22 protein-coding genes are annotated in these 24,855 nt (G+C 70.3%); 12 read left to right on the top strand and 10 right to left on the bottom strand.

Annotated elements, in window-relative coordinates; all coding sequences use genetic code 11:
• Nucleotides 1-10 precede the first annotated feature (10 nt).
• Nucleotides 11-532, bottom strand: a complete 522-nt coding sequence (locus tag ACLQ3F_RS02830) for a VOC family protein (protein ID WP_357201482.1) — start codon at nucleotides 530-532, stop codon at nucleotides 11-13.
• Between the two features lie 49 nt (nucleotides 533-581).
• Between ACLQ3F_RS02830 and ACLQ3F_RS02825 the strand changes: the two genes are divergently transcribed.
• Both ACLQ3F_RS02825 and ACLQ3F_RS02820 read left to right on the top strand, forming a co-directional pair.
• Nucleotides 582-1,043, top strand: coding sequence for a MarR family winged helix-turn-helix transcriptional regulator (locus tag ACLQ3F_RS02825; protein ID WP_425845668.1), 462 nt, complete (start codon nucleotides 582-584; stop codon nucleotides 1,041-1,043).
• Nucleotides 1,044-1,100: 57 nt separating this feature from the next.
• Nucleotides 1,101-2,729, top strand: a complete 1,629-nt coding sequence (locus ACLQ3F_RS02820) for a tetratricopeptide repeat protein (protein ID WP_425845666.1) — start codon at nucleotides 1,101-1,103, stop codon at nucleotides 2,727-2,729.
• 289 nt (nucleotides 2,730-3,018) lie between these two features.
• Here the strand turns inward: ACLQ3F_RS02820 and ACLQ3F_RS02815 are convergent, their stop codons facing one another.
• Entirely contained in the window at nucleotides 3,019-4,425 is a 1,407-nt protein-coding gene (locus ACLQ3F_RS02815; protein ID WP_425846185.1) for a sensor histidine kinase, read from the bottom strand.
• A gap of 74 nt (nucleotides 4,426-4,499) precedes the next feature.
• Nucleotides 4,500-5,156: a response regulator transcription factor gene (locus ACLQ3F_RS02810; protein ID WP_355007020.1), complete on the bottom strand. Its 657-nt coding sequence runs from the start codon at nucleotides 5,154-5,156 to the stop codon at nucleotides 4,500-4,502.
• A 95-nt stretch (nucleotides 5,157-5,251) separates the two neighbouring features.
• Between ACLQ3F_RS02810 and ACLQ3F_RS02805 the strand changes: the two genes are divergently transcribed.
• Complete coding sequence (locus tag ACLQ3F_RS02805) at nucleotides 5,252-6,379, top strand: LolA family protein (RefSeq protein WP_425845663.1); 1,128 nt, start codon at nucleotides 5,252-5,254, stop codon at nucleotides 6,377-6,379.
• Between the two features lie 67 nt (nucleotides 6,380-6,446).
• Here ACLQ3F_RS02805 and ACLQ3F_RS02800 read toward each other — a convergent pair whose 3' ends face one another.
• Nucleotides 6,447-7,073 (bottom strand): SGNH/GDSL hydrolase family protein, encoded by a 627-nt coding sequence (locus tag ACLQ3F_RS02800; protein ID WP_357201494.1) that lies wholly within the window; start codon nucleotides 7,071-7,073, stop codon nucleotides 6,447-6,449.
• 146 nt (nucleotides 7,074-7,219) lie between these two features.
• On the opposite strand from ACLQ3F_RS02800, the gene ACLQ3F_RS02795 reads away from it, so the two are divergent.
• The gene (locus ACLQ3F_RS02795; protein WP_425845660.1) at nucleotides 7,220-9,532 is read left to right on the top strand and encodes a HelD family protein; all 2,313 of its coding nucleotides are present in this window, start codon (nucleotides 7,220-7,222) and stop codon (nucleotides 9,530-9,532) included.
• 90 nt (nucleotides 9,533-9,622) lie between these two features.
• On the opposite strand, the gene ACLQ3F_RS02790 is transcribed toward ACLQ3F_RS02795, so the two are convergent.
• On the bottom strand, nucleotides 9,623-10,042 hold the full coding sequence (locus tag ACLQ3F_RS02790; RefSeq protein WP_425845657.1) for a hypothetical protein: 420 nt from the start codon (nucleotides 10,040-10,042) through the stop codon (nucleotides 9,623-9,625).
• Between the two features lie 191 nt (nucleotides 10,043-10,233).
• On the opposite strand from ACLQ3F_RS02790, the gene ACLQ3F_RS02785 reads away from it, so the two are divergent.
• Nucleotides 10,234-12,276: a glycerophosphodiester phosphodiesterase family protein gene (locus ACLQ3F_RS02785; protein WP_425845655.1), complete on the top strand. Its 2,043-nt coding sequence runs from the start codon at nucleotides 10,234-10,236 to the stop codon at nucleotides 12,274-12,276.
• A gap of 178 nt (nucleotides 12,277-12,454) precedes the next feature.
• A complete protein-coding gene (locus tag ACLQ3F_RS02780; RefSeq protein WP_357231521.1) occupies nucleotides 12,455-12,832 on the top strand; it encodes a hypothetical protein in 378 nt (125 codons plus the stop codon).
• Nucleotides 12,833-12,899: 67 nt separating this feature from the next.
• On the opposite strand, the gene ACLQ3F_RS02775 is transcribed toward ACLQ3F_RS02780, so the two are convergent.
• From ACLQ3F_RS02775 to ACLQ3F_RS02765, 3 genes are all read right to left on the bottom strand, one after another.
• A complete protein-coding gene (locus ACLQ3F_RS02775; RefSeq protein WP_425845652.1) occupies nucleotides 12,900-13,868 on the bottom strand; it encodes a sporulation protein in 969 nt (322 codons plus the stop codon).
• Nucleotides 13,869-14,049: 181 nt separating this feature from the next.
• Nucleotides 14,050-14,271, bottom strand: coding sequence for a DUF397 domain-containing protein (locus ACLQ3F_RS02770; RefSeq protein ID WP_355007027.1), 222 nt, complete (start codon nucleotides 14,269-14,271; stop codon nucleotides 14,050-14,052).
• Nucleotides 14,268-15,131, bottom strand: coding sequence for a helix-turn-helix domain-containing protein (locus ACLQ3F_RS02765; protein ID WP_425846183.1), 864 nt, complete (start codon nucleotides 15,129-15,131; stop codon nucleotides 14,268-14,270). Before ACLQ3F_RS02765 ends, ACLQ3F_RS02770 begins: the two co-directional genes overlap by 4 nt.
• Nucleotides 15,132-15,461: 330 nt before the next feature.
• On the opposite strand from ACLQ3F_RS02765, the gene ACLQ3F_RS02760 reads away from it, so the two are divergent.
• Nucleotides 15,462-15,734: a DivIVA domain-containing protein gene (locus ACLQ3F_RS02760; protein WP_425845650.1), complete on the top strand. Its 273-nt coding sequence runs from the start codon at nucleotides 15,462-15,464 to the stop codon at nucleotides 15,732-15,734.
• An 86-nt stretch (nucleotides 15,735-15,820) separates the two neighbouring features.
• Nucleotides 15,821-16,081, top strand: a complete 261-nt coding sequence (locus ACLQ3F_RS02755; protein ID WP_425846180.1) for a hypothetical protein — start codon at nucleotides 15,821-15,823, stop codon at nucleotides 16,079-16,081.
• Between the two features lie 289 nt (nucleotides 16,082-16,370).
• Here the strand turns inward: ACLQ3F_RS02755 and ACLQ3F_RS02750 are convergent, their stop codons facing one another.
• Together ACLQ3F_RS02750 and ACLQ3F_RS02745 are read right to left on the bottom strand one after the other, a co-directional pair.
• Complete coding sequence (locus ACLQ3F_RS02750; RefSeq protein ID WP_425845648.1) at nucleotides 16,371-17,147, bottom strand: DeoR/GlpR family DNA-binding transcription regulator; 777 nt, start codon at nucleotides 17,145-17,147, stop codon at nucleotides 16,371-16,373.
• 1 nt (nucleotide 17,148) lies between these two features.
• Nucleotides 17,149-19,167, bottom strand: coding sequence for a beta-galactosidase (locus ACLQ3F_RS02745; RefSeq protein WP_425845645.1), 2,019 nt, complete (start codon nucleotides 19,165-19,167; stop codon nucleotides 17,149-17,151).
• A gap of 282 nt (nucleotides 19,168-19,449) precedes the next feature.
• Here ACLQ3F_RS02745 and ACLQ3F_RS02740 point away from each other — a divergent pair, with 282 nt between their 5' ends.
• From ACLQ3F_RS02740 to ACLQ3F_RS02725, 4 genes are read left to right on the top strand one after another with little or no spacing between them, the layout of a single operon-like run.
• Nucleotides 19,450-20,778: an ABC transporter substrate-binding protein gene (locus ACLQ3F_RS02740; protein ID WP_357201524.1), complete on the top strand. Its 1,329-nt coding sequence runs from the start codon at nucleotides 19,450-19,452 to the stop codon at nucleotides 20,776-20,778.
• Nucleotides 20,779-20,799: 21 nt separating this feature from the next.
• Nucleotides 20,800-21,756 (top strand): carbohydrate ABC transporter permease, encoded by a 957-nt coding sequence (locus tag ACLQ3F_RS02735; RefSeq protein WP_357263776.1) that lies wholly within the window; start codon nucleotides 20,800-20,802, stop codon nucleotides 21,754-21,756.
• Nucleotides 21,753-22,667 (top strand): carbohydrate ABC transporter permease, encoded by a 915-nt coding sequence (locus ACLQ3F_RS02730; protein ID WP_355007034.1) that lies wholly within the window; start codon nucleotides 21,753-21,755, stop codon nucleotides 22,665-22,667. Before ACLQ3F_RS02735 ends, ACLQ3F_RS02730 begins: the two co-directional genes overlap by 4 nt.
• Nucleotides 22,664-24,799 (top strand): alpha-galactosidase, encoded by a 2,136-nt coding sequence (locus ACLQ3F_RS02725; RefSeq protein WP_425845641.1) that lies wholly within the window; start codon nucleotides 22,664-22,666, stop codon nucleotides 24,797-24,799. The genes ACLQ3F_RS02730 and ACLQ3F_RS02725 overlap by 4 nt, the downstream gene beginning before the upstream one ends.
• The last annotated feature ends 56 nt before the right edge of the window (nucleotides 24,800-24,855 follow it).

Here is a 24,855-nt window from a genome sequence, read left to right as displayed (position 1 = left end):
CTACGAGCGGTCAGACCGGGACGGAGATCCCCACCCCGCCCCGGGTCTGCCCGCCGTAACGCTGCCGCTCGGCGTTCAGGTCGAGCCGACCGATCTGCTTGCGGGCGGCCAGGGCGGTGTCGTCGAGCAGGTCGGCCGGGATCAGCCAGACCACCTCGAACTCCAGGCCGTCCGGGTCCTTGCCGTAGAGGCTCTTCGTCGTGCCGTGGTCCGAGGTGCCGGCCAGTGCGCCGGCCGCGGCGAGCCGCTCGGCGGTGGCGGCCAGCTCGTCGAGCGTGTCCACCTCCCAGGCGAGGTGGTAGAGGCCGACGGTGGACCGGCCGGCGGTGGACCGACCGGCGCCGGCGCCGATCTCGAAGAGCCCGAGGTCGTGGTCGTTGGTGGAGTCGGGGGCCTGGAGGAAGGTGGCGCCCCGGAAGCCGTCCGGGGTCATCGCCACCGGGCGGAAGCCCAGCACGTCGCTGTAGAACGCGACGCTGCGGGCGAGGTCACTGACGTAGAGGACCGCGTGGTTGAGCCGGTGGATACCCATGACCCGAGAGTAGCGCGGTTTAGTTGAGCATTCAACTACCGGGGGTATGATGGCGGTCATGACCCGCTGGTTGGACCCCGACGAGCAGCGCACCTGGCGCGCGTACCTCACCGCCTCCAGGGTGCTGATGGACACTCTCGACCGCGAGCTGCAACGCGACGCGGGCATGCCGCACGCGTACTACGAGATCCTGGTCCAGCTCTCCGAGGCCCCTGGTCGTCAACTGCGCATGAGCCAGTTGGCGCAGGCCGCGGGGTCGTCCCGCAGTCGGCTCTCGCACGCCGTGGCCCGGCTGGAGGCCGCCGGCTGGGTGCGCCGCGAGGACTGCCCCACCGACCGGCGCGGGCAGATCGCGCTACTCACCGAGGAGGGTTTCGCCACCCTCGCGGCCGCCGCACCCGGCCATGTCGAGGGGGTACGCCGACACCTGTTCGACGCGTTGAGCCCCGCCCAGGTCGATCAGCTACGCCGGATCAGCGAGACCCTGGCCGAGCATATGACCGGATCCTGACCAATCGACACCGGCGCGGGTCTTGTACTTACCGTCGTCGGATGAGCACGATGGGGCGTGTCTTCCGGCTTCGGTGAACTGACTGATCAGGCGCACCACCTCGTGTCCTCCGGCGATCTTGCCGGCGCACAGCAACTGCTGTCCGACGCGCTCACCGACGCCGACCCCCGCCCGGCCAACGCCACGCCCGAGCTGGCCGAGGCGGCCAGCCTTCAGGCGCGGGTGCTGATCGCCCTCGGCGAGCCGCACTCGGCCCGGGGGTGGGCCGCCTTCGCGTACGCGGCCACCACCCGCCTGCACGGCCGCGCCGACCCGCGCACGGTGGCTGCGGCGGCGACTCTGGCCGCTGTGCTGCACCGGGTCGGCAGCCACTCCCGGGCGGCGCGGCTCTACCAGGAAGTCATCATCGAGCTGACCGCACAGGACGGCCCGGAGTCACTGCGGGTGCTCGCCGCGCACGCCGACCTGGCCACCGTCGAATACGCGCGGGGCCAGTGCACTGTGGCCCGCGACCGCCTCCAGGACGCCTGGGAGTTGCACCGCGAGGTGTACGGCGACGGCCACCCCAGCGGCATCAAGATGCTGGCGCGGCTCGGGGCCATGCAGCGCGACTGCGGGCAGTTCGCCGAGGCACACGACAACCTGGCGCTCGCCCGCGAGCTGTGCCGGCAGCACCTGCCCGCCGACGACCCGCTGGCCACCCAGGTGGCGGCCCTGGCCCGGGCGGCGGCCAATCCCGACCACGCCTGCGCCGACAACCCGCCAACAGCTCGGGACACTCCGGTCGTGCCGGCCGCCCGCGTCCCACCGCCCGACGACGGGCCAGCCGAATCCGGCTACCACCCGCAGGCAGCCGCGGCCCACCACGCCGGAGCGGTGCCGAACCCCCGGCTGCCCTCCGACGAGGCGGTCGGATCGATCGGCAGCAGGTGGTCGCCCGAACCGGCGGACGACCCCTCGCCCCACCCCACCGACCCGTCGGTGCCCCCGTCGGTGGTCGGGTTGGCCGGCGGCACGGAGGAGCAGCCCGGGGTGTACCGGCTGCACCGCACCGCCGACCCGTACGGGTCGCACGCCCTGAACCCGCCGTCCGACCAGAACCCGCCGTCCGACCCGTACGCCCGGCCCGACCCGTACGCGCAGGTCGAGCCGTACACGCCGTCGCGGCTGTTGCCGGTGCCCGTGCACCGCGCGCCGCCGGAGCAGCGCAACCGGCTGGTACCGGTGCTGGTGGCCGGTGTGGTCGTGGTGCTCCTCGGTGCGGCAGCGGTGATCGCCGGGGTGGCCCGGGTCGACGGCGACGACGAACCGACCCCGCCGCCAGCCAGCGCCTCCCCCACGGCCAGCGCCTCGGCAAGCACCGCGCCCGCCCCGGGCGGCACGGCACCCACGTCGGCTGCTGCCGCGGCCCCGCCCGGCACTCCACCCAGCGCGGTGACCCTGCGCGACACCCGGGACAGCATCGCGCTGAACTGGACCTACCCGGCTGGCGGCGAGGGTCCGGTGGTCATCGCGGGCGGCCGCACCGGCCAGGCCCACAACATCTTCGCGACGCTGCCCGCCGGCACCACCAGCTTCGTCATCTACGCGCTCAACCGCACGAACGACTTCTGCTTCACCGTCGCGGTCGCCTGGTCCACCGACACCGTGGCCCGTTCCAAGCAGGTCTGCACCCGCCGCCGCTGACCCGCCAGCCTCTGCCCCGCCAGCTACGCCCCGCAGACCTCACTCAGCGTGGGCTACCCGTTGGCGGGCCCGCCGTGACACGCCGTCACACCCGACGCCCCGCCCACAACTCCGGCCCAGGCTTTGCTCTGCTTACCTATATGCACCACTTGGGATGAGCAGCTAAAACGTCGCAACTGCCGCTACAACACGCATCGGCGATGATCACGTTGCGTAGCTGTCGCATCCGCGGGTGCAGAGCAAAGGGGCATCGGTGGGCGGTTGGGGGGAGGACGCCGTCACGGACCGTCTACCTGTGGCCGTCCTCGGCTGGCAACGCTGGCAGCAGCAGGCACACCCGCAGGCCTCGCTGCTCCGGCGCGTCGGTCAGGGTGATGCTGCCGCCCGCGCGTCGGACCAGCTCCCGGACAATGGCCAGCCCCAGGCCAGCGCCCCCGTCGTCGCGGGCCCGTCCGTCATCCAGCCGGGTGAACCGGTCGAAGACCCGCTCCCGGTCCGCCACCGCGATCCCCGGGCCGTCGTCGGTCACCGTCACCAGGTGGTACGCCCCGACGCCGGGCCCGAGCCCCGCCCCCGCCGTCGACATCGCGCCGGCCATCGACATCGCCTCGCCCAGCGACGTCGCCTCGGCCGCGAGCACGACGCTGCCGTGCGCGTGCCGTACCGCGTTGTCGACCAGGTTGGCCAGCACGCGACGCAACTCCTCGACGGTGCCGATCGTCCAGAGCGGGCCCGTCGGCGGCGTCACCCGCACCGGCGGCGACGGGTAGCGGGCGGCAACCTCGGTCAGCAACGCGCCCAGCTCCACCGGGCCGGTCCCCCGGATCGGCGGAGTCTCGTCCAGGCGGGCCAGCAGCAGGAGATCGTCGACCAGGCGGCTCAACCGCTCGGTGTCGGCGAGCAGGTTGGCCGTCACCGCCGTCCAGTCCGTCCGGTCGGCGAGGTGCTGGGCCACCTCCAGCTCCGTCCGGATGTTGGTCAACGGGCTGCGCAGCTCGTGCGCGGCGTCGGAGACGAAGGCCCGCTGCCGGACGCGGGCGGACTCCAGCCGGCCCAGCATGCCGTTGAGGGTGACCGCCAGACGGTGGATCTCGTCGGCCGACGCCGGCACCGGCAGCCGGCCGGCGCCGGCCCTCCCGGTGATCTCCTCGGCACCTCGACGTAACGCCTCGACCGGCCGCAGGGTGGCCCCCACCACCCGCCACGCCACCCCGGCCAGCACGGCCACCAGCAGCGGGAACGCCACCAGCAGGATGGTCCGGACCACGTGGGTGCTGTGCCGCACGTCGGCCATCGAGCGGGCGACCAGCACGGTGAGCGGGTCGGCCGCGGTGCCGGCGGGTACGGCGACCACCCGGACCGGGCCGACGAGCCCGACCCGCTCGGCCGGCACCTCAAGCCGCTGCCGACCGTCGCGGTTCAGCCGCTCCGGGCGGACCATCGGCACCAGACGGTCGGCGTCGATCGAGGCCGCCCGGATCCGTCCCTGCCCGTCGACGACCTGCACGCGGACCTGTCCGCCGGCCACCGGCAGCGGGTCGGGCAGCGCGTCCTCGGCGGCGAGCAGGGCGACCGCGTCGGCGGTGCGGAACGCCTCGGTGTCGACAGTGCGCTGGAGCACGAAGCCGAGCGCGCCGAGCAGCACCACCCCGCCCACGGCCAGCCCGATGGTGAGACCGACCACACCGATCGCCATGAGTCGCCCGCGCAGTCCGAGGACCGGCATCCAGCCGGGCCTGACCCGACGGGTGGTGGCCGGGCCTTCGGCGGTCACGTCGCCAGCCGGTAGCCGGCACCCCGGACCGTCTCCAGCCGGTCCCGGCCGAGCTTGCGGCGCAGGTAGCCGACGTACACCTCGACGGCGTTCGGCGCGGTCTCCAGGCTGGCGTCCCAGACGTGGTCCAACAACTCGACCTTGGAGACGACCTGGCCCGGCCGGCGCATCAGGTAATCCAGCAACGCGAACTCCCGCGCGGTCAGCGCCACCTCGGTGTCCGCCCGGGTCACCCGTCGGCGGGCCGGATCCAACCGCAGGTCACCGACGGCGAGGACGGTCGGGCGCTCCGGCGCGCCCCGACGCAGCAGGGCCCGGAGCCGGGCCAGCAGCACCACGTACGAGAAGGGTTTGGTCAGGTAGTCGTCGGCGCCGCAGTCGAGGCCGTCGGCCTGGTCGTACTCGCCGTCCTTGGCGGAGAGCATCAACACCGGAAGCCAGTGCTGTTCCGCGCGCAGCCGCCGGACCAGCTCGTACCCGGAGAGGCCGGGCAGCATCACGTCGAGGATCATGGCGTCGTACCCGCCGTGCCGGGCCGCGTCCAGGCCCGCCGGGCCGGTCGTCGCCACGTCCACCGCGAACCCCTCCGCCTGGAGACCCCGTTGCAGGGCAGCCGCCAACCGGGCCTCGTCCTCCACCACCAGCACCCGCACAGCTCAAGGGTGCCACCCGGGTCAATCGGAGCGGTTTGGTGTCCTCAGCGCGTTCACAGCACGGACGAGGCAAGATGGCCGCAGGAGGTGCCACCATGTCCGTCCTGAGAAGCCGTCCCGTCCTTCGCTGGCTGGTTCCGGCCACCGCGGCCGTCGCCGTTATCGGCGGTGGCGCGGCGATCGGCACGTTCGCCGCCGAGGCCGAGCCGAGCCTGCCGCCCCGAAACGCCGCTCAGCTCCTGGTCGACCTGCAGACATCCCGGCTGGAGGGGCTGTCCGGGACCGTCGTGCAACGCGCCGACCTCGGCCTGCCGTCCCTCGTCGGGCTGGTTCCCGGCAACGAGCTGACCACCCTGCTGACCGGCACCCACACCCTGCGCGTCTGGTATTCCGGGCCGGACAAGCAGCGGGTCGCGCTGATGGACACGCTGGGCGAGCAGGACATCATCCGCAACGGCCAGGACCTGTGGACGTGGCAGAGCCGCAGCAACACCGCCACCCACCGCACGCTGGGCGGCGACGCCGGAGCCTGGAAGCCCGCGCCGGAACCGGCAGCGAGCCTGCCCTCCACCCCGCAGCAGGCCGCCGACCTGGCGTTGAACGCGATCGACCCGAGCACCGAGGTCAGCGTGGGCCGGTCGGCGACCGTCGCCGGACAGGACGCGTACGAGTTGGTGCTCCAGCCGCGCGACCAGGCCTCCCTGGTGCACCAGCTGCGGATCGCCATCGACGCCAAGCAGCACGTGCCGCTGCGCTTCGAGGTGCTCGCGAAGGGCAGCGACCGGCCGGCGTTCGAGGTGGCCTTCACCCAGGTCGACTACCGCCGCCCGGACGCCGACCAGTTCCGCTTCAACCCGCCGCCCGGCGCGACTGTCGACGAGGAGAAGGCCGAGCGCCCGACGGGCAAGCCCGGTCACGTCGAGCCGGCGGGTGACCCGCAGGTCCGCACTGTGGGCGACGGCTGGACGACAGTGCTGGTCGGCCGCCTCGACGGGGCCGGTGCCGACCGGAAGCCCGCCCCGAAGCAGGCAACTCCCCCGGCGGGAGCCGGGCCGGACCTGGACATGTCGAAGCTGCTCGGCGGGTTGCCGGCGGTCAGTGGTGACTGGGGCAGCGGTCGGCTCCTCACCAGCAAGCTGTTCAGCGTGCTGCTCACCGACGACGGCCGGGTGCTCGCCGGAGCGGTGACTCCGGAGCGGCTCTACGAGGCCGCGCGCGGCTGATCTCCGCGGTGTTCGCGCCGGGTCGACCTCACGGTCGGCCCGGCGCTTCGCTGTGGGTCAGCCCGGGTCAGGAGACGCCGAGGGCGCTGAGATACGCGTCGGCGAGGACCGCGTGGCCGGGCAGGTACGGGTGGACCCGGTCGTCGGCCCAACGCGTCGCCGGACTCACCGCCAGCACCCGGTCGAACGCCGCCTGGTTGGGCACGTGCACCGCGTCGAACTCGGTCGCCAGCCCCGCCATGACCGCCGCGTACCGGTCAGTGTCAGCGCGCTGCGGGACGCTCCGGTCGGGCTCGATGAAAAACGGGTCACCGAGGATCAGTCGGCAGCCGGTCGCGTCGACCGCCCGACGCAGCAGGTCGCGCAGCGTGCGCTCGTACTCCTCGATGCCGACTGCCTCATCGGGCCGGTCACCGTAGTGCCGCCAGATGTCGTTGATGCCGATCAGCACCGCGAGCCAGTCGGGGCGCTCGGCGATGGCGTCGTCGTCCCAGCGGGCGGCCAGGTCCCGCACCGTGTCGCCGCCCACACCCCGGTTGACCCATTCCAGCTCCAACTCCGGGTGCCGCGCGTCGACCAGGGCCCGCACGAGACTCACATATCCGCTGCCGTAGGGCGCGGCGACGTCACGTCGACCACAATCGGTGATGCTGTCCCCGATGAAGACCACCCGTTGGCCGGTCCGCAGGATCATCTGCCGTCACCTCGCGATCACCGGCGCGCCGGACCGCCCGGCTTGGTGAGAACCGGCGGAACGCGCTATCTTCAACAGTTCGAAGGCACAAAAAAGAACGGCTAAAAGCCGTTCCTGCAAAGGATTCTAATCTTTAGGGAGACGGCTTGTCAAGGCACTCCGGCGGTTCCGGCGAATTGCCGCTCGACGACGAGATCGGTCGCGAGCAGGAGTACGTCTCGATGCTCTACAACCGGCTGGACCAACTGCGTCAGCAGGCCGCCCACCGGCTCACCGCCGAGCTGCACAACACCGGCGGCACCCTCCAGGACCGCTCGCAGCGCGACAGCTCGGTAGCGATGTACGCCGATCAGGTCGAACAGTTCTCCGCCGTGGAGAACGGGCTCTGCTTCGGCCGTCTCGACGGCGACGACGACTCCCGCCGCTACATCGGCCGGATCGGCATCTTCGACACCAGTGGTGACTACGATCCGCTGCTGATGGACTGGCGGGCACCCGCCGCCCGGCCGTTCTACCTCGCCACCGCCGCGAACCCGCAGGGCGTACGCCGTCGCCGGCACCTGCGTACCCGGCAGCGCAAGGTGACCGGGCTCAACGACGAGGTGCTCGACATCGACACCGCCTCCCCCGGCGCCCACGAGGAGCTGACCGGTGAGGCGTCGCTGCTCGCCGCGCTCAACGCGGGCCGTACCGGCCGGATGCGCGACATCGTCGAGACCATCCAGGCCGAGCAGGACGAGGTCATCCGCGCGGAACTTCCGGGCGTGATGGTGGTCCAGGGCGGCCCCGGCACCGGCAAGACCGCTGTCGCGCTGCACCGGGCGGCGTACCTGCTCTACACGCACCGGCGGGAACTCTCCAGCCGTGGCGTGCTGCTGGTCGGCCCGAACGCGACCTTCCTGCGCTACATCTCCCAGGTGCTGCCGACGCTGGCCGAGACCGGCGTGCTGCTGCGTACCCAGGGTGATCTCTTTCCCGGGGTGAGCGCCCAACGGACCGAGCCGGCCGAGACCGCTGCGCTCAAGGGCCGGGCGGTGCTGGCCGAGGTGTTGGCGCTGGCCGTACGGGATCGGCAGTGGGTGCCGGACGAGCCGCTGGAAATCGAGGTCGAGCGGGAGACGCTGACCCTCGACCCGGAGATCGTTCGCGCGGCCCGGGATCGGGTCCGCCGCGTCGACCGACCGCACAACCTGGCCCGCGCGCTGTTCGACGTGGAGATCGTGCACGCGCTCGCCGACCAGGTGGCCGAGCGGATCGGCGCCGACCCGCTCGGCGGGGACAACCTCCTCGACGAGGCCGACCGCGCCGAGATCCGGCGCGAGCTGCGCGAGGAGACGGAGATCCAGGCCGCCCTGGACCGGCTGTGGCCGGTGCTCACCCCGCAGCAACTGCTCGCCGACCTGTACGCCGACCGGGACCGGATCGCCGCCGCCGCGCCGATGCTCGGCGAGGACGAGCGGGCGCTGCTGCGCCGCGAGCGCGGTAGCTGGACGCCGGCCGATGTCCCGCTGCTGGACGAGGCCGCCGAACTGCTCGGCGAGGACGAACGCGCCGCCGCCGCCCGGCGGGACCGCATCCGGATGATGGAACGGGAGTACGCCGAGGGCGTGCTCGAGATCGCCAAGGGTTCCCGCTCGATCGACGTCGAGGACGAGGCCGAGGGCGGTGAGATCCTCGGCGTGACCGACCTGATCGACGCGGATCGACTGTTGGAGCGGCAGGAGGAGGCCGACCGGCTGACCACCGCGCAGCGCGCCGCCGCCGACCGCACCTGGGCGTTCGGCCACGTGATCGTGGACGAGGCGCAGGAGCTCTCGCCGATGGCCTGGCGGCTGCTGATGCGCCGCTGCCCGAGCCGGTCGATGACGATCGTCGGCGATGTGGCACAGACCGGCGCGCTGAGCGGCACGCCATCGTGGGCGGACGCCCTCGCCCCGTACGTCGAGCAGCGGTGGCGGCTCACCGAGCTGACGGTCAGCTACCGCACTCCGGCCGAGATCATGGCGGTCGCCGCCGACGTACTGGCCGAGATCGACCCGGCACTGCGTCCGCCGCGCTCGGTGCGGGAGAGCGGCGTACCGCCGTGGGACCGGGCGGTCCCCGACGGTCGGTTGGCGGCGGAGTTGGTCGCCGAGGCCACCCGGGAGGCGGCCGGGTTCAGCGAGGGGCGGCTCGGGGTGCTCGTGCCGGCCGGCCTGGTGGGTGAGTTGGGTGCGGCGGTGACCGCCGCCCTGCCGGAGGCTGCCGTCGGCGAGCATCCGGAGCTGGAGAGCCGGGTGGTGGTGTTGACAGTCGCCCAGGCCAAGGGGTTGGAGTTCGACTCGGTGCTGGTGGTCGACCCGGACCGGATGGTGGCCGAGTCCCCCCGCGGACGCAGCGACCTCTACGTGGCCCTGACCCGCGCCACCCAACGCCTAGGAGTCCTCCGCCCAACCCCAACCCCCGCCCCAACCCGCTGAGTCGATCATGAGGTTGACGTGGACTGTGATCTTCCACAGCCACGTCAACCTCATGATCACGCCGCCAAGGGGGGCGGTGGGTCGGTGGGGTTAGTCGGTTGATTTGTCCTTGATGGACTTTGCTGGGGCGGTCGCCGAGGTTGACTGGTCGCTGGTGCCGCCGCCCATCGGGGTGCTCAGGCCGCCGGTCGTGGCATCGCCGGTGGTGGTCGGTGCGACAGTGCCCGGGTGTCGCTCCGGTTGCCGGGCCACCCGCCGTACGCTCGCCGGCCCGGCAGTGCCACCGGTGGTGGTCACCGCGCCCTGCCCACCGACGGGGCCACCGTCGCGCAGCACCTGTGGGTCGATCCGTTCCTTCGCCGGGTCGAACGGGTCATCGCGCTGGATCTGACTCTCCACATCGGTGCGGGGCACCGTCACCTCGTCGAGGGCGCCCTTGCCGTACACACCGCCGGCGATCCGATCCTCGGCCTCGCGGGCGGCGTCCTGCCGCATGTCGTCCTCACGCACGTCCATCACCTCGCAGAAGCTGTGGAACTGACTGCGTGCCCGACCATCGGCCGACCAAACCCGGCGTGACCGGGAGGTCGTCCACGGCGGTTCACCGTCACGCCGTCCGCTGGCCGCCTGCCCGCAGCCCGAGATGTCCATGCTGTCCCGCGACCGGTGGGAGATGCCCGCCGGCAGGAGGGGATGACAGCGTGCGCACAGTACACCGTACCGCCGTCGCTGCGCTGGTGGCCGCGACGGTGACGACCGGGCTCGCGGTGCCCGCTCAGGCGAAGCCACGACCGGACCGGACATTCGACGTGCAGGCCCACCGGGGCGGCCTCGGGCTGCGGGTGGAGAACACCCTCGCCTCCTTCGGCAACGCCCTCCAGCTCGGGGTGAGCACCCTCGAACTGGACGTGCAGATCACCGAGGACGGTCAGGCCGTGGTCACCCACGACCGGAAGGTCACCGGCACCAAGTGCGTCGACACCGCTCCGGTGACGCCCGGCGACCCGGAGTTCCCGTACGTCGGGAAGTACATCAACACGCTCAGCCTGGCCCAGGTGCGTTCGCTCGACTGCGGGTCGAAGACGCTGTCGGACAAGCCCGGTCAGGTCGCCGTCCCCGGTGCCCGGATGCCGCTGCTGCGTGAGGTCTTCGCGCTGGTCAACCGCTACCGGGCCAAGGACGTGACGCTCAACGTCGAGACCAAGGTCGAGGCCGGCGCGCCGACCGAGACCGCCCCCCGCGAACAGTTCGTCCGGGTCACCGCGGGCGAGATCCGCGCCGCCGGGCTGCTCAAGCAGGTCACCATTCAGAGCTTCGACTGGGGCGCGCTGATGCGCATGCGTCAGGTCGAGCCGAAGCTGCCGCTGGTCGCGCTGACCAACTACGACTTCCTCCAGACCGGTCAGCCGGGTGCGTCGCCGTGGCTGGGCGGGTTGGACATCGACGACTTCGGCGGCGACCCGATCACGGCGATCCGCAGCTTCGGCGCCAGCGCTTTCTCGCCCGTGCACGGCATGCCGCAGAACGGCACTGTCACCGACCCGGGCTACAAGCCGTACGTCACGAAGGAGATGGTCGCCCAGGCGCACCGCTACGGGATCAAGGTGATCCCGTGGACGGTCGACGACGTGCCGACCATGACCAAGCTGATCGACGACGGTGTGGACGGTCTCATCACCGACTACCCGGACCGGTTGCGGGGCGTGCTGGCCCAGCGCGGTTACCGGCTGCCGAAGGCGTACGCCGCGCCGTTCGACATCCAGGCGCACCGGGGCGGTCGGGCCACCCGGTCGGAGAACACCCTGCCGGCGTTCGCGAACGCGCTGTCCAACCGGGCCATCTCCACGCTGGAGCTGGACACCAACGTGACGGCCGACGGCAAGCTCGTGGTGCTGCACGACCGCACCGTCAACGGGTCGCACTGCGTCGACACCAAGCCGGTGCGCCGCGGTGACCCGAAGTTCCCGTACGTGGGCAAGCCGGTGCACGAGTTGACCCTGGCACAGCTCAAAACAGTGGACTGCGGCACGAAGACGCTGCCCGAACTGCCCGCCCAGATGCCCGCTCCCGGTGCCCGGATCCCGACCCTCGACGAGGTATTCGCCCTGGTGAAGGCGAGTGGCCGCACCGACATTGGCATGAACATCGAGACGAAGATCAGCCCGGTGGTGAACGACACCGAGCCGTACCGCAGCTTCACCCGCAAGCTCGTCGACGCGATCCAGCGGGCCGGCGTCACCAGCCGGGCCACCATCCAGTCGTTCGACTGGCGCACCATCACGTACGCCCGGCAGCTCGACCGGCGGATCGGCACTGTCGCCCTGGTCTGGCAGTACGGCCCGGCCGAGTGCGCGACCCTCGCCGACGAGTGCTCGCTGGAGGCGGTCTACGGCAACCCGTCGGTGAAGAGCCCCTGGACCGGTGGGCTGGACTGGTGGAAGTACCAGGACCTCGGCAAGCTGACCCGGGCCGCGGGCGCTGGCACGGTCTCCGCCAACTGGCAGGTGCACGACCCGAAGCAGGGCACTGTCGCCTCGGCCGACTGGTACCTGCGGGAGAACCCGGCATACTTCCACGGACCGGACGTCCGGACCCTTCAGACGCGCGACAAGCTGAAGGTGATCCCGTACACCGTCGATGACGCCACCGTGATGCAGCGGGTCATCGACCTGGGCGTCGACGGCATCATCACCGACGACCCGGGCCTTCTGGTGAGCGTGGCGATGCGCAACGGCCTGCGCTGACCTGCCGACCAGGCGATCGCCGGCCGGGTTTTTCCGGCCGGCGATCGGTGTTACCTGCTCCGGGGCCTCGGGTAGTCGGGGGTTGTCCCCGCCACGAAAGCGAACCGTGCCGTGGCCGAAACGCGGTAGCGGGGCGAGGGAATGCAGGTACGACTCATCGCATCCTGAGGAGGACCAGATGAGCACGCAGGCTGCTTCCACCCGGCCGATGAACCGGCCCATGAACGACCCGCAGAACCCCGCTCAGATGCGGGACATGCAGACCCAGCAGATGCCGGTCATGCGGGACGGGCACCGGAACGACATGCAGGCACCCGGTACGGAGACAAAGCAGGCGTTCAAGACCACCGAGTTCTGGATCTACCTGATCGCGGTGGCCGCCGTACTGGGCGCGTCGCAGGTCGTCGGGCAGAACTCCGCTGGGGTGGACATCTTCCGGGCCGACAACGCCTGGTTCCTGATCACCCTGCTGACGCTTGGCTACCTCGGTAGCCGAGGCCTGGCCAAGGCCGGCAGCAACCACCGCAGCAGCGAGGAGCGCAAGGCCCGGCACTGACCGGCCTTAGCTCACAGTGGCCTCCGGGAGACTCTCCCGGAGGCCACTGTCGTCGTGCGTGGACTCGTTACTCGTCGCCGCCGAAGTCGCCGAAGTCGCCCTCGAACGCGTCCTCCATCATCTCGCCGGCGATCATGCCGCCGGCGACACCGAGCGCGGCGCCGGCCACCACGCCACCCACGCCCATCCCGCCGCGGCCGTGACCGTGACCGTGACCCGGGCCGTATCCGTGGCTCGGGCCGTACTGCGAGCGCAGGCTGCCGTAGCGGGACGTGGTCTCGCGCAGCCAACCGTCGACGACCTGCGCCCAGTCCACCCGGTCAGCGTCGGTGTGCGCCACCTGGTAGCGGCCGAACGCGTCGTGCCCGGCGCTGAGGAATCCACCGCGCTTGTCGCACTCCAGGATGACCTCCACACCGCGCTGGCTGGTCACGAAGGTCAGCTCGACCTCGTTGATGGTGCTCGCGTACTGCGGGGAGGCGAAGAACTCGATCTCCTGGTAGAACGGCAGCGTCTGCTGCACGCCCCGAATGTGGCCACGCTCCAGGTCGGCGTGCTTGAACCGGAAGCCGAGCCGCTGGAACGCCTCCAGGATCCGCTCGTGCACCGGCAGCGGGTGCACCGCCACCTGGTCCAGGTCGCTCTTGTCCACGGCGCGGGCGATCGCCAACTCGGTACGCAGACCCATCGTCATGCCGTGCAGGCGCTGGCCGTACACGTCGGTGATCGGGGTCTCCCACGGCACCGGCAGCTGGAACGGGATCGAGAGCTGCTGCTTCGGGGCGAGCTGGAGCGCACCGCTGACCGCCATGCGGTGGAACTCCATGATGCCCGCGTACTCGGTGTCGTGTCCCTCGACCTCGACGCGGGTGACCAGGCCGATCACCACCTGCTCGATGGCTGCCTCAGCGTCGCCGCCGACGAGGTTGACCTGCCCGTCGAGGGTCAGGCCGGGCCGGGTGTTGGGGTTGGTCAGCACGGTGTCCACGCTGGGACCGCCCACACCGAACGCGCTCAACATCTTCTTGAAGACCATCGGAACTCCTGTGCGACGCCGACCGCTCCAGGTTGGAGTCGGACGTTGACTCGAACGGCACCCTATCCGGCACCCCTGTGAGGTGGCTGTGAAGCGCGTCCCGCTGGCGGCGCTCGATGTCCGCTGGAAAGCGGGGTGTCCTGGCAACCGGGTTGCCCCGGTTTGCAGGAAGCCGAGTCGATCAGGGTTGGGTGCGGGCGAACGCGCCGTCCTTCACCTCGGCGACGAACGCGGTCCATCGGTCGGCGCTGTAGACGAGGGTTGCCGCCGCGCGATCCTTGCTGTCGCGCACCGCCACCCGGCCAGACCCGTCCAGCACCGGACCGGCCTCGACACAGCTGCCACCGTTGCTGTCACTCTTGCTGCTGATGTGCCAGGCGACATCGGGAATGCTCTCGTTCATGACATTTCCTCCGCGATGCTCGTGATCAACTTCGTTGATTCGCTCTCGGTGAGCGCTGAGTCCAGCAGACGACCATAGGCATGAACAAAGCGCTCAGCCTTCGGCCACTCCAGGTAGAGCCGCCCTCCCAGAGACTCCACGTAGGCCACCGCAGGATACGGCTCCGGCAGACGGAATATCCAGAACGTGCCGTCGAGCCCCTGATGCAGTGCCACGTCGAACGGCATGACTCTGATTGCCACGTTGCTCATTCGCTGCGCCTGCGCCAGGTGGTGTAGTTGTCGCCCCCGTACCTCCGGCCCACCGACCATCCGACGCAGCGCACCCTCGTCGATCACCGCCGAAATCCTGAGTGGGCGTCGTCGTCGCAGGACCGCTTGACGGCTCATCCGAAGTTCCACCCAGCGATTGATCGTGCCTTCGGTAACTCCCGGTTCTGCTGCGTTACGAATCAAGGCCTCGGCGTACTCGCGGGTTTGAAGCAGCCCTGGAACCAATGTGAGGTGGAAGCAGCAGACCTGCTCCGCGCGACCCTCCAACCAGGCATATTCGATGAAGGAGGCGTCCACGACGTCGCCGTAGTCCTCGTCCCACCGGTCGGTGCGCCACACCTCCTCGGCAAGCGCCAGGAGGCGGGCCCGCTCTGTTGCGTGGTGGAACCCGTAGAGATCCAGCAGCGCGATCACATCACCCTTGCGAATCGGCCAGTCCGCGCGTTCGTACCGACCGAGCGCGGACATGTCTCGTTGCAGATGCTCGGCGACCAACTTGAGCGTCATCCCCCGCTCCTCCCGCAGGGTCCGCAATCGCTGACCCAGCCACTGCGCACGCAAGGTTCGGATGAACGGCTTGTGCGGCATGATCCACCTCTCAAATATGTTGGCGACGCCCACGCAGGAACCATTGCTCCAGCTCCGAGCCACTGGAAATGTGGCCTTCGGGTGAGGGTGATCACCGGCCCCCGGGGACGCCCGGTGCAAACACGGCAACCGCGGCTGTGCCAACAGCCGAGAAGGTAACGAGAGACGGCCTCGCGAGTGGCATCCGCATACCGGCTCTCGTCGGGTCTCAACTAGAGCGTCGGGATGTGCGAATCCCGGCTCCGAACCGACTTGAACGAATAACTACCACGGCAAAGGGCCCTTCGCGACCCTGACCCGCCCATTGGTCGACGACGCGCGAGGTGATGAATGACCAGAGGGTCGATCTACGACGGCACGCTTCACGGCAGCACCCGGCTGGCTCGGCTGCACCCGAGCCAGGTCCGCGACCGGCACTTCACCGTCGTCGGTTTCGGCCGGCGAGGCCTGGACCCCGGGGAGGTACGACGGTTCCTGCACCGCGTCGCACTCGACCTGGCGACGTTGCACCACGATGTCGCTCGGCTCAGCGAGGAGAACGCCCGGGTGAAGCGGGCGCTGCGCGACTGGCAGAGCGCCTGGTCCGAGCGGGGTCAGCCGTGAGCCCGGGCTGGGAGCATCAGTACAGCGGGCTCTTCACGCCGTTGCCGCGGTTCGCCGTCGAGACGCACCCGCAGAAGGCTCGGCATGTGATCCACCTGCCGGTGGCGGTCACCGACCTGGCCGAGGCATTGGACCTGGCGCGGACGCTCGCCCGTTCGCTGGCCTCCACGCCGCAGGTCGACCTCGGCGGCACCACCGTCTCGGCCGAGGACGCGCAGCACGTACGACATTGGGTCTTCTGCGACCGACTCATGCCCGGTCGCCGTCGCTGCGCGCGGCAGGCCGACCACGTCGGCGTCTGCCTGCCTGACGACGGTTCACAGATCGATCTACAGTCTGGGCGGTGACGACGGGGAGACGGGCACGGCCAGCCGTGCTCGCTGCGGCGCCCTGACCGTCGCGGTGATCAACCAGGCGAGCGCGGCCAGCAGCGCCACGAGACCGGCGGGGAGCAGCCCCCAGGGCAGGGCACGCGGCGACGGATCGGCCCCTGCCGCCCGCGGCCGCCGCGGGTCCAGTTGCCGACGCACCGGCTGTGCATGGCCTCCAGCCGATCGTGGGTCACATAGCAGTGATCGACAGTCGCCCGGCTCTGGTCGGCGGGCCACGAACCGGCCACCCAACTCAGCTTCCGCGCTAGTCAGGTTCCACGATCACCAACTCGCCGACCTGTTCGCCGATCGTGGTGCGTGCCTCTGTGGGCAGCCCACGGTCGGTGATCAGCACGTCGGCGGCCTCCAGTGGGGCGATGGTGGCGATGCCGATCGTCTCCCACTTGGTGTGGTCGGCGAGCACCACGAGTCGACGCGCGGCACCGATGAGACACCTGTTGACCCCGGCCTCCAGCAGGTTGGGTGTGGTGAAGCCGGTTCGTGGGCTGAGGCCGTGCACACCGAGGAAGAGCAGGTCGACGTTGAGCGCGCTGATCGCCGCCTCGGCCACCGGCCCGGTCAGCGCGTCCGACGGGGTACGGATGCCACCTGTCAGCACGACGGTCTGGTCGGCGCGCGGGTTCTGGTAGAGCGCGTCGGCCACCGGGATCGAGTTCGTCACCACTGTCAACCCGCGTACGTCGGAGAGGAGCGTGGCCAGCGCGGCGGTGGTGGTGCCCGCGGAGAGCGCGACGGCCATTCCCGGCTCCACCATCGTCGCCGCCCGCTCGGCGATGGCCCGCTTCTCCGCCTGCTGGCGGATCGACTTCGCGGCGAAGCCGGGTTCCTCGGCCGAGCCGGGTCCGGCGAGGGTCGCACCGCCGTGCACCTTGTCCACCAGGCCCCGGTCGGCCAACACCTCCAGGTCGCGTCGGATCGTCATGTCGGAGACGCCGAACCGACTGACCAGGTGACTCACCCGTACCCCGCCGCGTTGGCGGATCAGATCGAGGATGGCGGTCTGCCGTTGTTGGGCGAGCAACTCAGGGAACCTCCTTCACAGCGAAGGCATCGGCCCGGTCCTCACGGACGACCGCCACCTCACCGGCCGGCAGTGCCAGCTCACCGGCGCAGTATCCCCCGGTCAACAGCTCGACGCCGCGCGCCGGTAGGCGTACCTCGGTGTCGGTGTGGTTGATCGCGAACAGCCAGGTCCGGTCGGCGTCGCGGCGGCGGACCACCTCGACGCCCGAGGGTGCCGACGCCGCCGGGCGGACGTCGGCCTCCGCGAGCAGCCGCGCCACCAACCGGTCGGTGGCCGGATCGTCCAGCCGGGTGCCGACGTACCAGGCGGCGCCGTCGCCCACCCGGTGCCGGGTCAGCGCCGGCACGCCCGGCAAGGGCCCATCGGTGTACGAGGCGAGCACGTCGGCGCCGTCCGGGTGCACCCACTCGGTCCACACGTCGGCGGTGCTGCCGTCGTCCAACTGGACCTGCTCACCCTCACGCAGCGGGAAGAACTCCTCGGTCCGGACGCCGAGCAGCTCCCGGAACGCGCCCGGGTAGCCGCCCAGCCGGATGTGGTCGTCGGCGTCGACGATGCCGCTGAAGTAGGTGACCGCCGCCGTGCCACCGGCCTCGACAAAGCGGTGCAGCGCGGCGACGTCGGCGTCCCGGACCAGGTAGAGGGTCGGCACCAGGACCAGCCGGTAGCCGTTGAGGTCGGTCGACGGGTGGACGATGTCGGCCGTGACACCGGCACGCCAGAGCGAGCCGTGGAGGGCGTTCAGCCGGTCGGCGTAGGTGACGTCGGCGCTGGGGTGCGAATCCAGCTCGACACCCCACCACGCCTCCCAGTCGAACAGGATCGCCACGTCGGCGTCCACCCGGCTGCCGCGCACCTCCGCGAGGGCCTTGAGGTCCGCTCCGAGCTGGCAGACCTCGCGGAACACCTTGGTGTCCGGCCCGGAGTGCGGGACCAGCGCGGAGTGGAACTTCTCCGCCCCGGCCCGGGAGGCGCGCCACTGGAAGAAGAGCACCCCGTCGGCACCGCGGGCGACGTGCGCGAGGCTGTTGCGGCGCATCTGCCCGGGCAGCTTGGCAACGTTGCGGGGCTGCCAGTTGACCGCGCTGGTGGAGTGCTCCATCAGCAGCCACGGGTCGCCGCCGGCGACGCCCCGGGTGTGATCGGCGGCGAGCGCCAGCCCGAGGTGCGCCTGCGGGTCGGCGGCGGTCAGGTAGTGGTCGTTGGAGACGAGGTCCACGTCGGACGCCCAGGAGTGGTAGTCCATGTGTTTGATGCCGAGGCCGATCATGAAGTTGGTGGTGATCGGCTGCCGGACCAGCGTCTGCAACACCTTCCGCTCGGCGCGCAGCTGGGCGCGCTGCTCGTCGGAGGAGAACCGCAGGAAGTCCAGTTGCTGCGTCGGGTTGGCGAAGGTCGGCGCGACACGCGGCGGGTTGATCTCGGCCCAGTCGCCGTAGCGCTGGCTCCAGAACGCGGTGCCCCAGGCGTCGTTGAGCCGGTCCAGGTCGCCGTAGCGCTCGCACAACCAGCCGCGGAACGCCTCGGCGCTGACGTCGCAGTAGCAGTGCACGTTGTGGCAGCCCAGTTCGTTGGAGACGTGCCACATGACCACGGCGGGATGCTCGGCGTACCGGCCGGCCACCGCGCGCACCAACTCCAGCGACCGCTCGCGGAACACCGGTGAACTGGGGCAGTACGCCTGCCGTCCCCCCGGCCAGAGGATCGCGCCGTCAGCCCGGCGGGGCAGCGTCTCCGGGTGCGCGCGGGCCAACCACGGCGGCGGGCTGGCCGTGGCGGTGGCCAGGTCGACCTGGACGCCACCGTCGTGCAGCAGATCCAGCACCCGGTCCAGCCAGCCGAACTCGAACCGCCCCGGGGTGGGCTCCAGCAACGCCCAGGAGAAGATGCCGACGGAGACCAGGTTGACCCCGGCCTGGCGCATCAGGTCGACGTCCTCGGACCAGGTTTCCTCGGGCCACTGCTCGGGGTTGTAGTCGCCGCCGAAATAGATGCCGTCACCCTGCCAACGTCGCATGACAGCTGAGGGTGCACCCGCTGGCCCAGCGAAGTCAACAGGTTCCAACATCGAGCTTCTTTCCAACGTTTACCGGGTAACAGCCGGATCACGACTGGGTTATCAGAGGCGAACTGCCCTCTTGACAGGGCCCGACCGCAGGGTAGCTTGAGGCCCCAATGGCCGTTCGTGTTCGCCAATGTGGATTCTCGGTGGATCTCAATGTGTGATCACGACGCTGGACCTGCCTTCACCACCCTGAGGCCCTTGGGCGTAGCTCCTTCTCATCCGCAGGAGGCACAGATGTCCCGTCCCCAATCCCAAGCCGAGTACCTGGCTCGGCTCGTACCGCCCTCAGTCGCCGGCATCAACCGACGATCGTTGCTGGCCGGCGCGGCCGGCACGGGCGCGCTGCTCGGCACCGGCCTGCTCGCCGGCTGTGGCGACGACTCCGGCTCCGGCGGGTCCAGCAAGGACGTGTCGCTCGGCTCGAACCAGTCCGACCCGAAGCCGAAGGACGTCGTCGTCAAGGTCACCGACGGCTTCAAGACCTCGTCCGGTGTGCAGGTCGCGATCAACACGGTCGACCACAACACGTTCCAGGAGAACATCAACAATTACCTACAGGGCAAGCCGGACGACGTGTTCACCTGGTTCGCCGGCTACCGGATGCGCTTCTTCGCGCAGAAGGGCCTGGCCAGCGACATCAGTGACGTGTGGGGCAAGCTCTCCGGCTACTCGGAGGCCTTCAAGAAGGCATCGACCGGCGACGACGGCAAGCAGTACTTCGTCCCGGCGACGTACTACCCGTGGGCCGTCTTCTACCGCAAGTCGGTCTGGCAGCAGCGCGGCTACCAGGTGCCGAAGACCATCACCGAGTTCACCGATCTCGGCGCGCAGATGAAGAAGGACGGCCTCATCCCGATCGCCTTCGCCGACAAGGACGGCTGGCCGGCGATGGGCACCTTCGACATCCTCAACCTACGCATCAACGGCTACCAGTTCCACATCGACCTGATGGCCGGCAAGGAGGCCTGGACCTCCGACAAGGTCAAGAAGGTCTTCGACACCTGGGCCGGCCTGCTCCCCCTGCACCAGCCGGACAGCCTCGGTCGCACCTGGCAGGAGGCCGCGCAGTCGTTGCAGCAGAAGAAGAGCGGCATGTACCTGCTCGGCCTCTTCGTGGGCCAGCAGTTCAGCAACGACGAGCAGGACGACCTCGACTTCTTCACCTTCCCCGAGATCGACCCGGCCATCGGCGCCAAGGCCCTCGACGCGCCGATCGACGGCTACATGATGGCCCGCAAGCCCAAGAGCGAGGACAACGCGCGCAAGCTGCTGGAGTACCTCGGTGGCAAGGCGGCCGCGGACATCAACCTCAAGAACGACCCGGCCGTCCTCGTCGCCAACAGCGGCGCGGACGTCAACGGCTACACCGCGCTGCAGAAGAAGGCAGCCGAACTGGTCGGGTCGGCCACCGAGATCGCCCAGTTCCTCGACCGCGACACCCGGCCGGACTTCGCCTCCACCGTGATGATCCCGGCGATCCAGCAGTTCATCAAGAACCCCAAGGACATCGACGGCCTGACCTCGTCCATCGAGAACCAGAAGAAGTCGATCTTCACTGACTGACGGCGGAAGGGGGAGGACATCGTGTCCGACCTGCCCCTGATCCAAGCGGATCGCGCCGTGCCGCCGCCGGCCACGACCACCTCCACGGGTGGTCGTCGTCGGCGGCTACGGCTCTTGTCCCGCACCGACCGCGTGGTCATCACGCTGATGGTGCTCGTCCCACTGCTGCTCGTCACCGGGTTCGTCTGGTTGCCGGCGGCAGCCACAGTGCTGCTCTCCGGCACCAACTGGGACGGCATCGGCCCACTCAACGAGATCGAGTTCGTCGGCGCCCGCAACTACAGCGACGTGGTGAACATCTACCCGCCGTTCGTGCCGGCGATCCAGCACAACCTGCTCTGGCTGGCGTCGCTGTTCGTGGTCGCCACCCCGTTCGGCATGTTCCTGGCCGTGCTGTTGGACAAGGAACTGCGCGGCAGCCGCTTCTACCAGACCGCGCTCTACCTGCCGGTGGTGCTCTCGTTGGCGCTGATCGGCTTCGTCTGGCAGCTGCTCTACTCCCGCGACCAGGGGCTGATCAACGCCGTCTTCGGCAGCAGCATCGACTGGTACGGCGACTCGAACGTCAACATCTGGGCGGTGATGGTCGCCTCCGGGTGGCGGCACGTCGGGTACATCATGCTGCTCTACCTGGCCGGCCTGAAGGGCGTCGATCCGTCGCTGCGCGAGGCCGCGGCGGTCGACGGCGCCTCGGAGCGCAGGACGTTCTTCCGCGTCGTGTTCCCGGTCATGCGGCCCATCAACATCATCGTGCTGGTGGTGACCGTGATCGAGTCGCTGCGCGCGTTCGACCTGGTCTGGGTGGTCAACAAGGGCCGTAACGGGTTGGAGCTGATCTCCGCGCTGGTCACCCAGAACGTGGTGGGTGAGGCGAGCCGGATCGGCTTCGGCTCGGCACTGGCGACGATCATGCTGGTCGTCTCGCTGGTCTTCATCACCATCTACCTGGCGACCGTGATGAGGGAGAACCGGCAATGAGCACCGCGACCGTCACCCGGCGTACCGAGGGCGGGGCCGACGCGCCGCCGCCCCGCCGCAAGCTGACCCCGTTACGGATCCTGCTGCACGGCTTCCTCATCGTCGTCTCGCTGGCCTGGCTCTTCCCGATCGCCTGGGCGGTGCTGACCTCGCTGCGCTCGTACGACTACACCGCCGCGAACGGCTACGTCTCGTTCGGCGGCTGGACCTTCGACAACTACGTCACCGCCTGGCGGACGGCGGAGTTCGGACAGCACTTCCTCAACTCGGTCTACATCACCGTGCCGGCGGTGCTGCTGACCCTCTTCCTCGCGTCCTGCGTGGCGTTCGTCATCGCCCGGTTCAGTTGGAAGCTCAACCTCGTCCTGCTCGGGGTCTTCACCGCGGCCAACCTGCTGCCCCAGCAGGCGCTGCTCATCCCGCTGTTCCGACTGTTCACCGAGGTGCCGCTGCCGGAGTTCATGAGCGACTCGGAGCTGCTCTACGACAGCTACTGGGGCCTGATCCTGATCAACGTGGCCTTCCAGTGCGGTTTCTGTGTCTTCGTGCTCAGCAACTACATGAAGGCGCTGCCCCGCGACCTGTACGAGGCGGCGATGGTCGACGGGGCGAGCATCTGGCGACAGTACTGGCAGGTCACCATGCCGCTGTGTCGGCCGGCCCTGGCCGCGCTGGCGACGCTGGAGGTGACCTGGATCTACAACGAGTTCTTCTGGGCCACCGTCCTCATGCGCACCGGCGACAAGTTCCCGGTGACCAGCTCGCTCAACAACCTGCGCGGTGAGTTCTTCACCGACAACAACCTGGTCTCCGCGGGCAGCGTGCTCGTCGCGATCCCCACCCTGGTGATCTTCTTTATGCTCCAGCGGCACTTCGTTCGGGGCCTGACCTTGGGAGCATCCAAAGGATGACGATCCTGCACCTGCGCCGGGCGCGGACCAGCCTGGTGCTCGACGCGCGCGGCCCGGGGCTGCCCCGGGTCGTGCACTGGGGCGGCGACGTGGGCGCCCTCGACGACGACGACCTGCGCCAGCTCTGCGACGCGACGGTACCGCCGGTGGTGCCGAGCAGCTTCGACGAGCCGACAGTGCTGTCACTGCTGCCGGAGGCGAGCGCCGGCTGGAGCGGCCGACCGGGTCTGGCCGGGCACCGCGACGGACGAGACTGGTCCACCGCGTTCCGGCTGGACGGGTTGGACGTGCACGACACCGGGCCGGGCGGGGCGCTGCTGATCGTGCGGGCGTCGGACCCGGCCGCCAGGCTGGCCCTGACCATCGAGATCACGCTCGACCCGTACGGCCTGCTGACCGTTCGGCACCGGCTGCGCAACGACGGCGACAGCGCGTACGAGCTGCGGGAGCTGACATCGGCGCTGCCGGTGCCGGCGGTCGCCACCGAGCTGCTCGATCTGACCGGCCGATGGTGTCGGGAACGGTCCCCGCAGCGGCACCCGTGGCAGCACGGCACCTGGGTCCGCGAGGGCCGGCGCGGCCGTACCGGGCACGACGCCACTCTGCTGCTGGTGGCCGGGACCGCCGGGTTCGGCTTCGGCCATGGGGAGGTCTGGGCGGTGCACACCGCCTGGAGCGGCGACCACGTCACGTTCGCCGAACGTCGGCCCACCGGCGAGTCCACAGTGGGCGGCGGCGAGCTGCTGGCCCCCGGAGAGGTCCGGCTCGGTCCTGGCGAGTCGTACGAGACTCCCCTGCTCTACGCGGTCTGGTCCGACACCGGGCTGGACGGGCTCAGCGACGTGCTGCACACCCACCTCCGGGCCCGCACCGGGCACCCGCGCTCCCCCCGTCCGGTGACCCTCAACGTCTGGGAGGCGGTCTACTTCGACCACGACCTGGACCGGCTGCGGGCGCTCGCCGACCGGGCCGCGCAGATCGGCGTGGAGCGGTTCGTACTCGACGACGGTTGGTTCCGCGGCCGGCGCGACGACACCGCCGGGCTCGGCGACTGGTACGTCGACGAGGGTGTCTGGCCGGACGGCCTGCAACCGCTGATCGAGCACGTCACCGGCCAGGGCCTTCAGTTCGGCCTCTGGGTCGAGCCGGAGATGGTCAACCCCGACTCGGACCTGTTCCGCGCGCACCCCGACTGGGTGCTCGCCGTGCCGGGGCGGCTGCCGCCGGCCTGGCGTCACCAGCAGGTGCTCGACCTGGGCCGCCCCGAGGCGTACGACTACGTGCGGGAACGTCTCGACACGCTGCTCACCGACCACCCCGGCATCCGGTACCTCAAGTGGGACCAGAACCGGGACCTCACCGAGGCCGGGCACCACGGCCTCCCCGGGGTGCACGGGCAGACCCTGGCGGTCTACCGGCTCTTCGACGAGTTGCGCGCTCGGCACCCGGGCGTCGAGATCGAGAGCTGCTCGTCCGGCGGAGCCCGGGTGGACCTCGCCATCCTGGCGCGTACCGACCGGGTCTGGGCCAGCGACTGCAACGACGCCCTGGAGCGGCTCAGCATCCAGCGCTGGACGGGGCTGCTGCTGCCACCGGAGCTGATCGGCACCCACATCGGCCCGGAACGCTCGCACACCACCAACCGCGTACACGACCTGGGTTTCCGGGCGGCGACCGCGCTCTTCGGCCACCACGGCATCGAGTGGGACATCGCCTCGATCAGCGCTGCCGAGCAGACCGAGCTGGCCGCCTGGGTGGCGCTGCACAAACGGCTGCGCCCGCTGCTGCACGCTGGTCGGGTGGTCCGGGTCGACCACCCCGACCCGGCCGTCTGGGCGCACGGCGTGGTCGCCCACGACAACACCCGAGCGGTGTACGCGGTGGCCCGGCTGACCACATCGGTGACGCAGGTGCCCGGCGCCGTGCGACTGCCCGGCCTCGACCCCGGCCGGCGATACCGGGTGCGACAGGTGTCGGGCGTACCGGGCCCGGCGAGCATCGACCTGTCCCCGCCCACCTGGCTGGCGGGTGGTCTCACAGTCAGCGGGGCGGCGCTGGCCCGGGTGGGTGTGCAACTGCCCGCCCTGCACCCGGAGCAGAGCCTGGTGCTGGAGGTCGACGCCGTCGGCTAGAAATTTCTTTGCTCGGGGTGTCGAGAACGGCGGGGCCGGCTTCTACCTCAGGGTGA

Source organism: Micromonospora sp. DT15 (assembly GCF_049841475.1).
Lineage (GTDB): Bacteria > Actinomycetota > Actinomycetes > Mycobacteriales > Micromonosporaceae > Micromonospora.
This window is presented reverse-complemented; position numbering and strand designations above follow the sequence as displayed.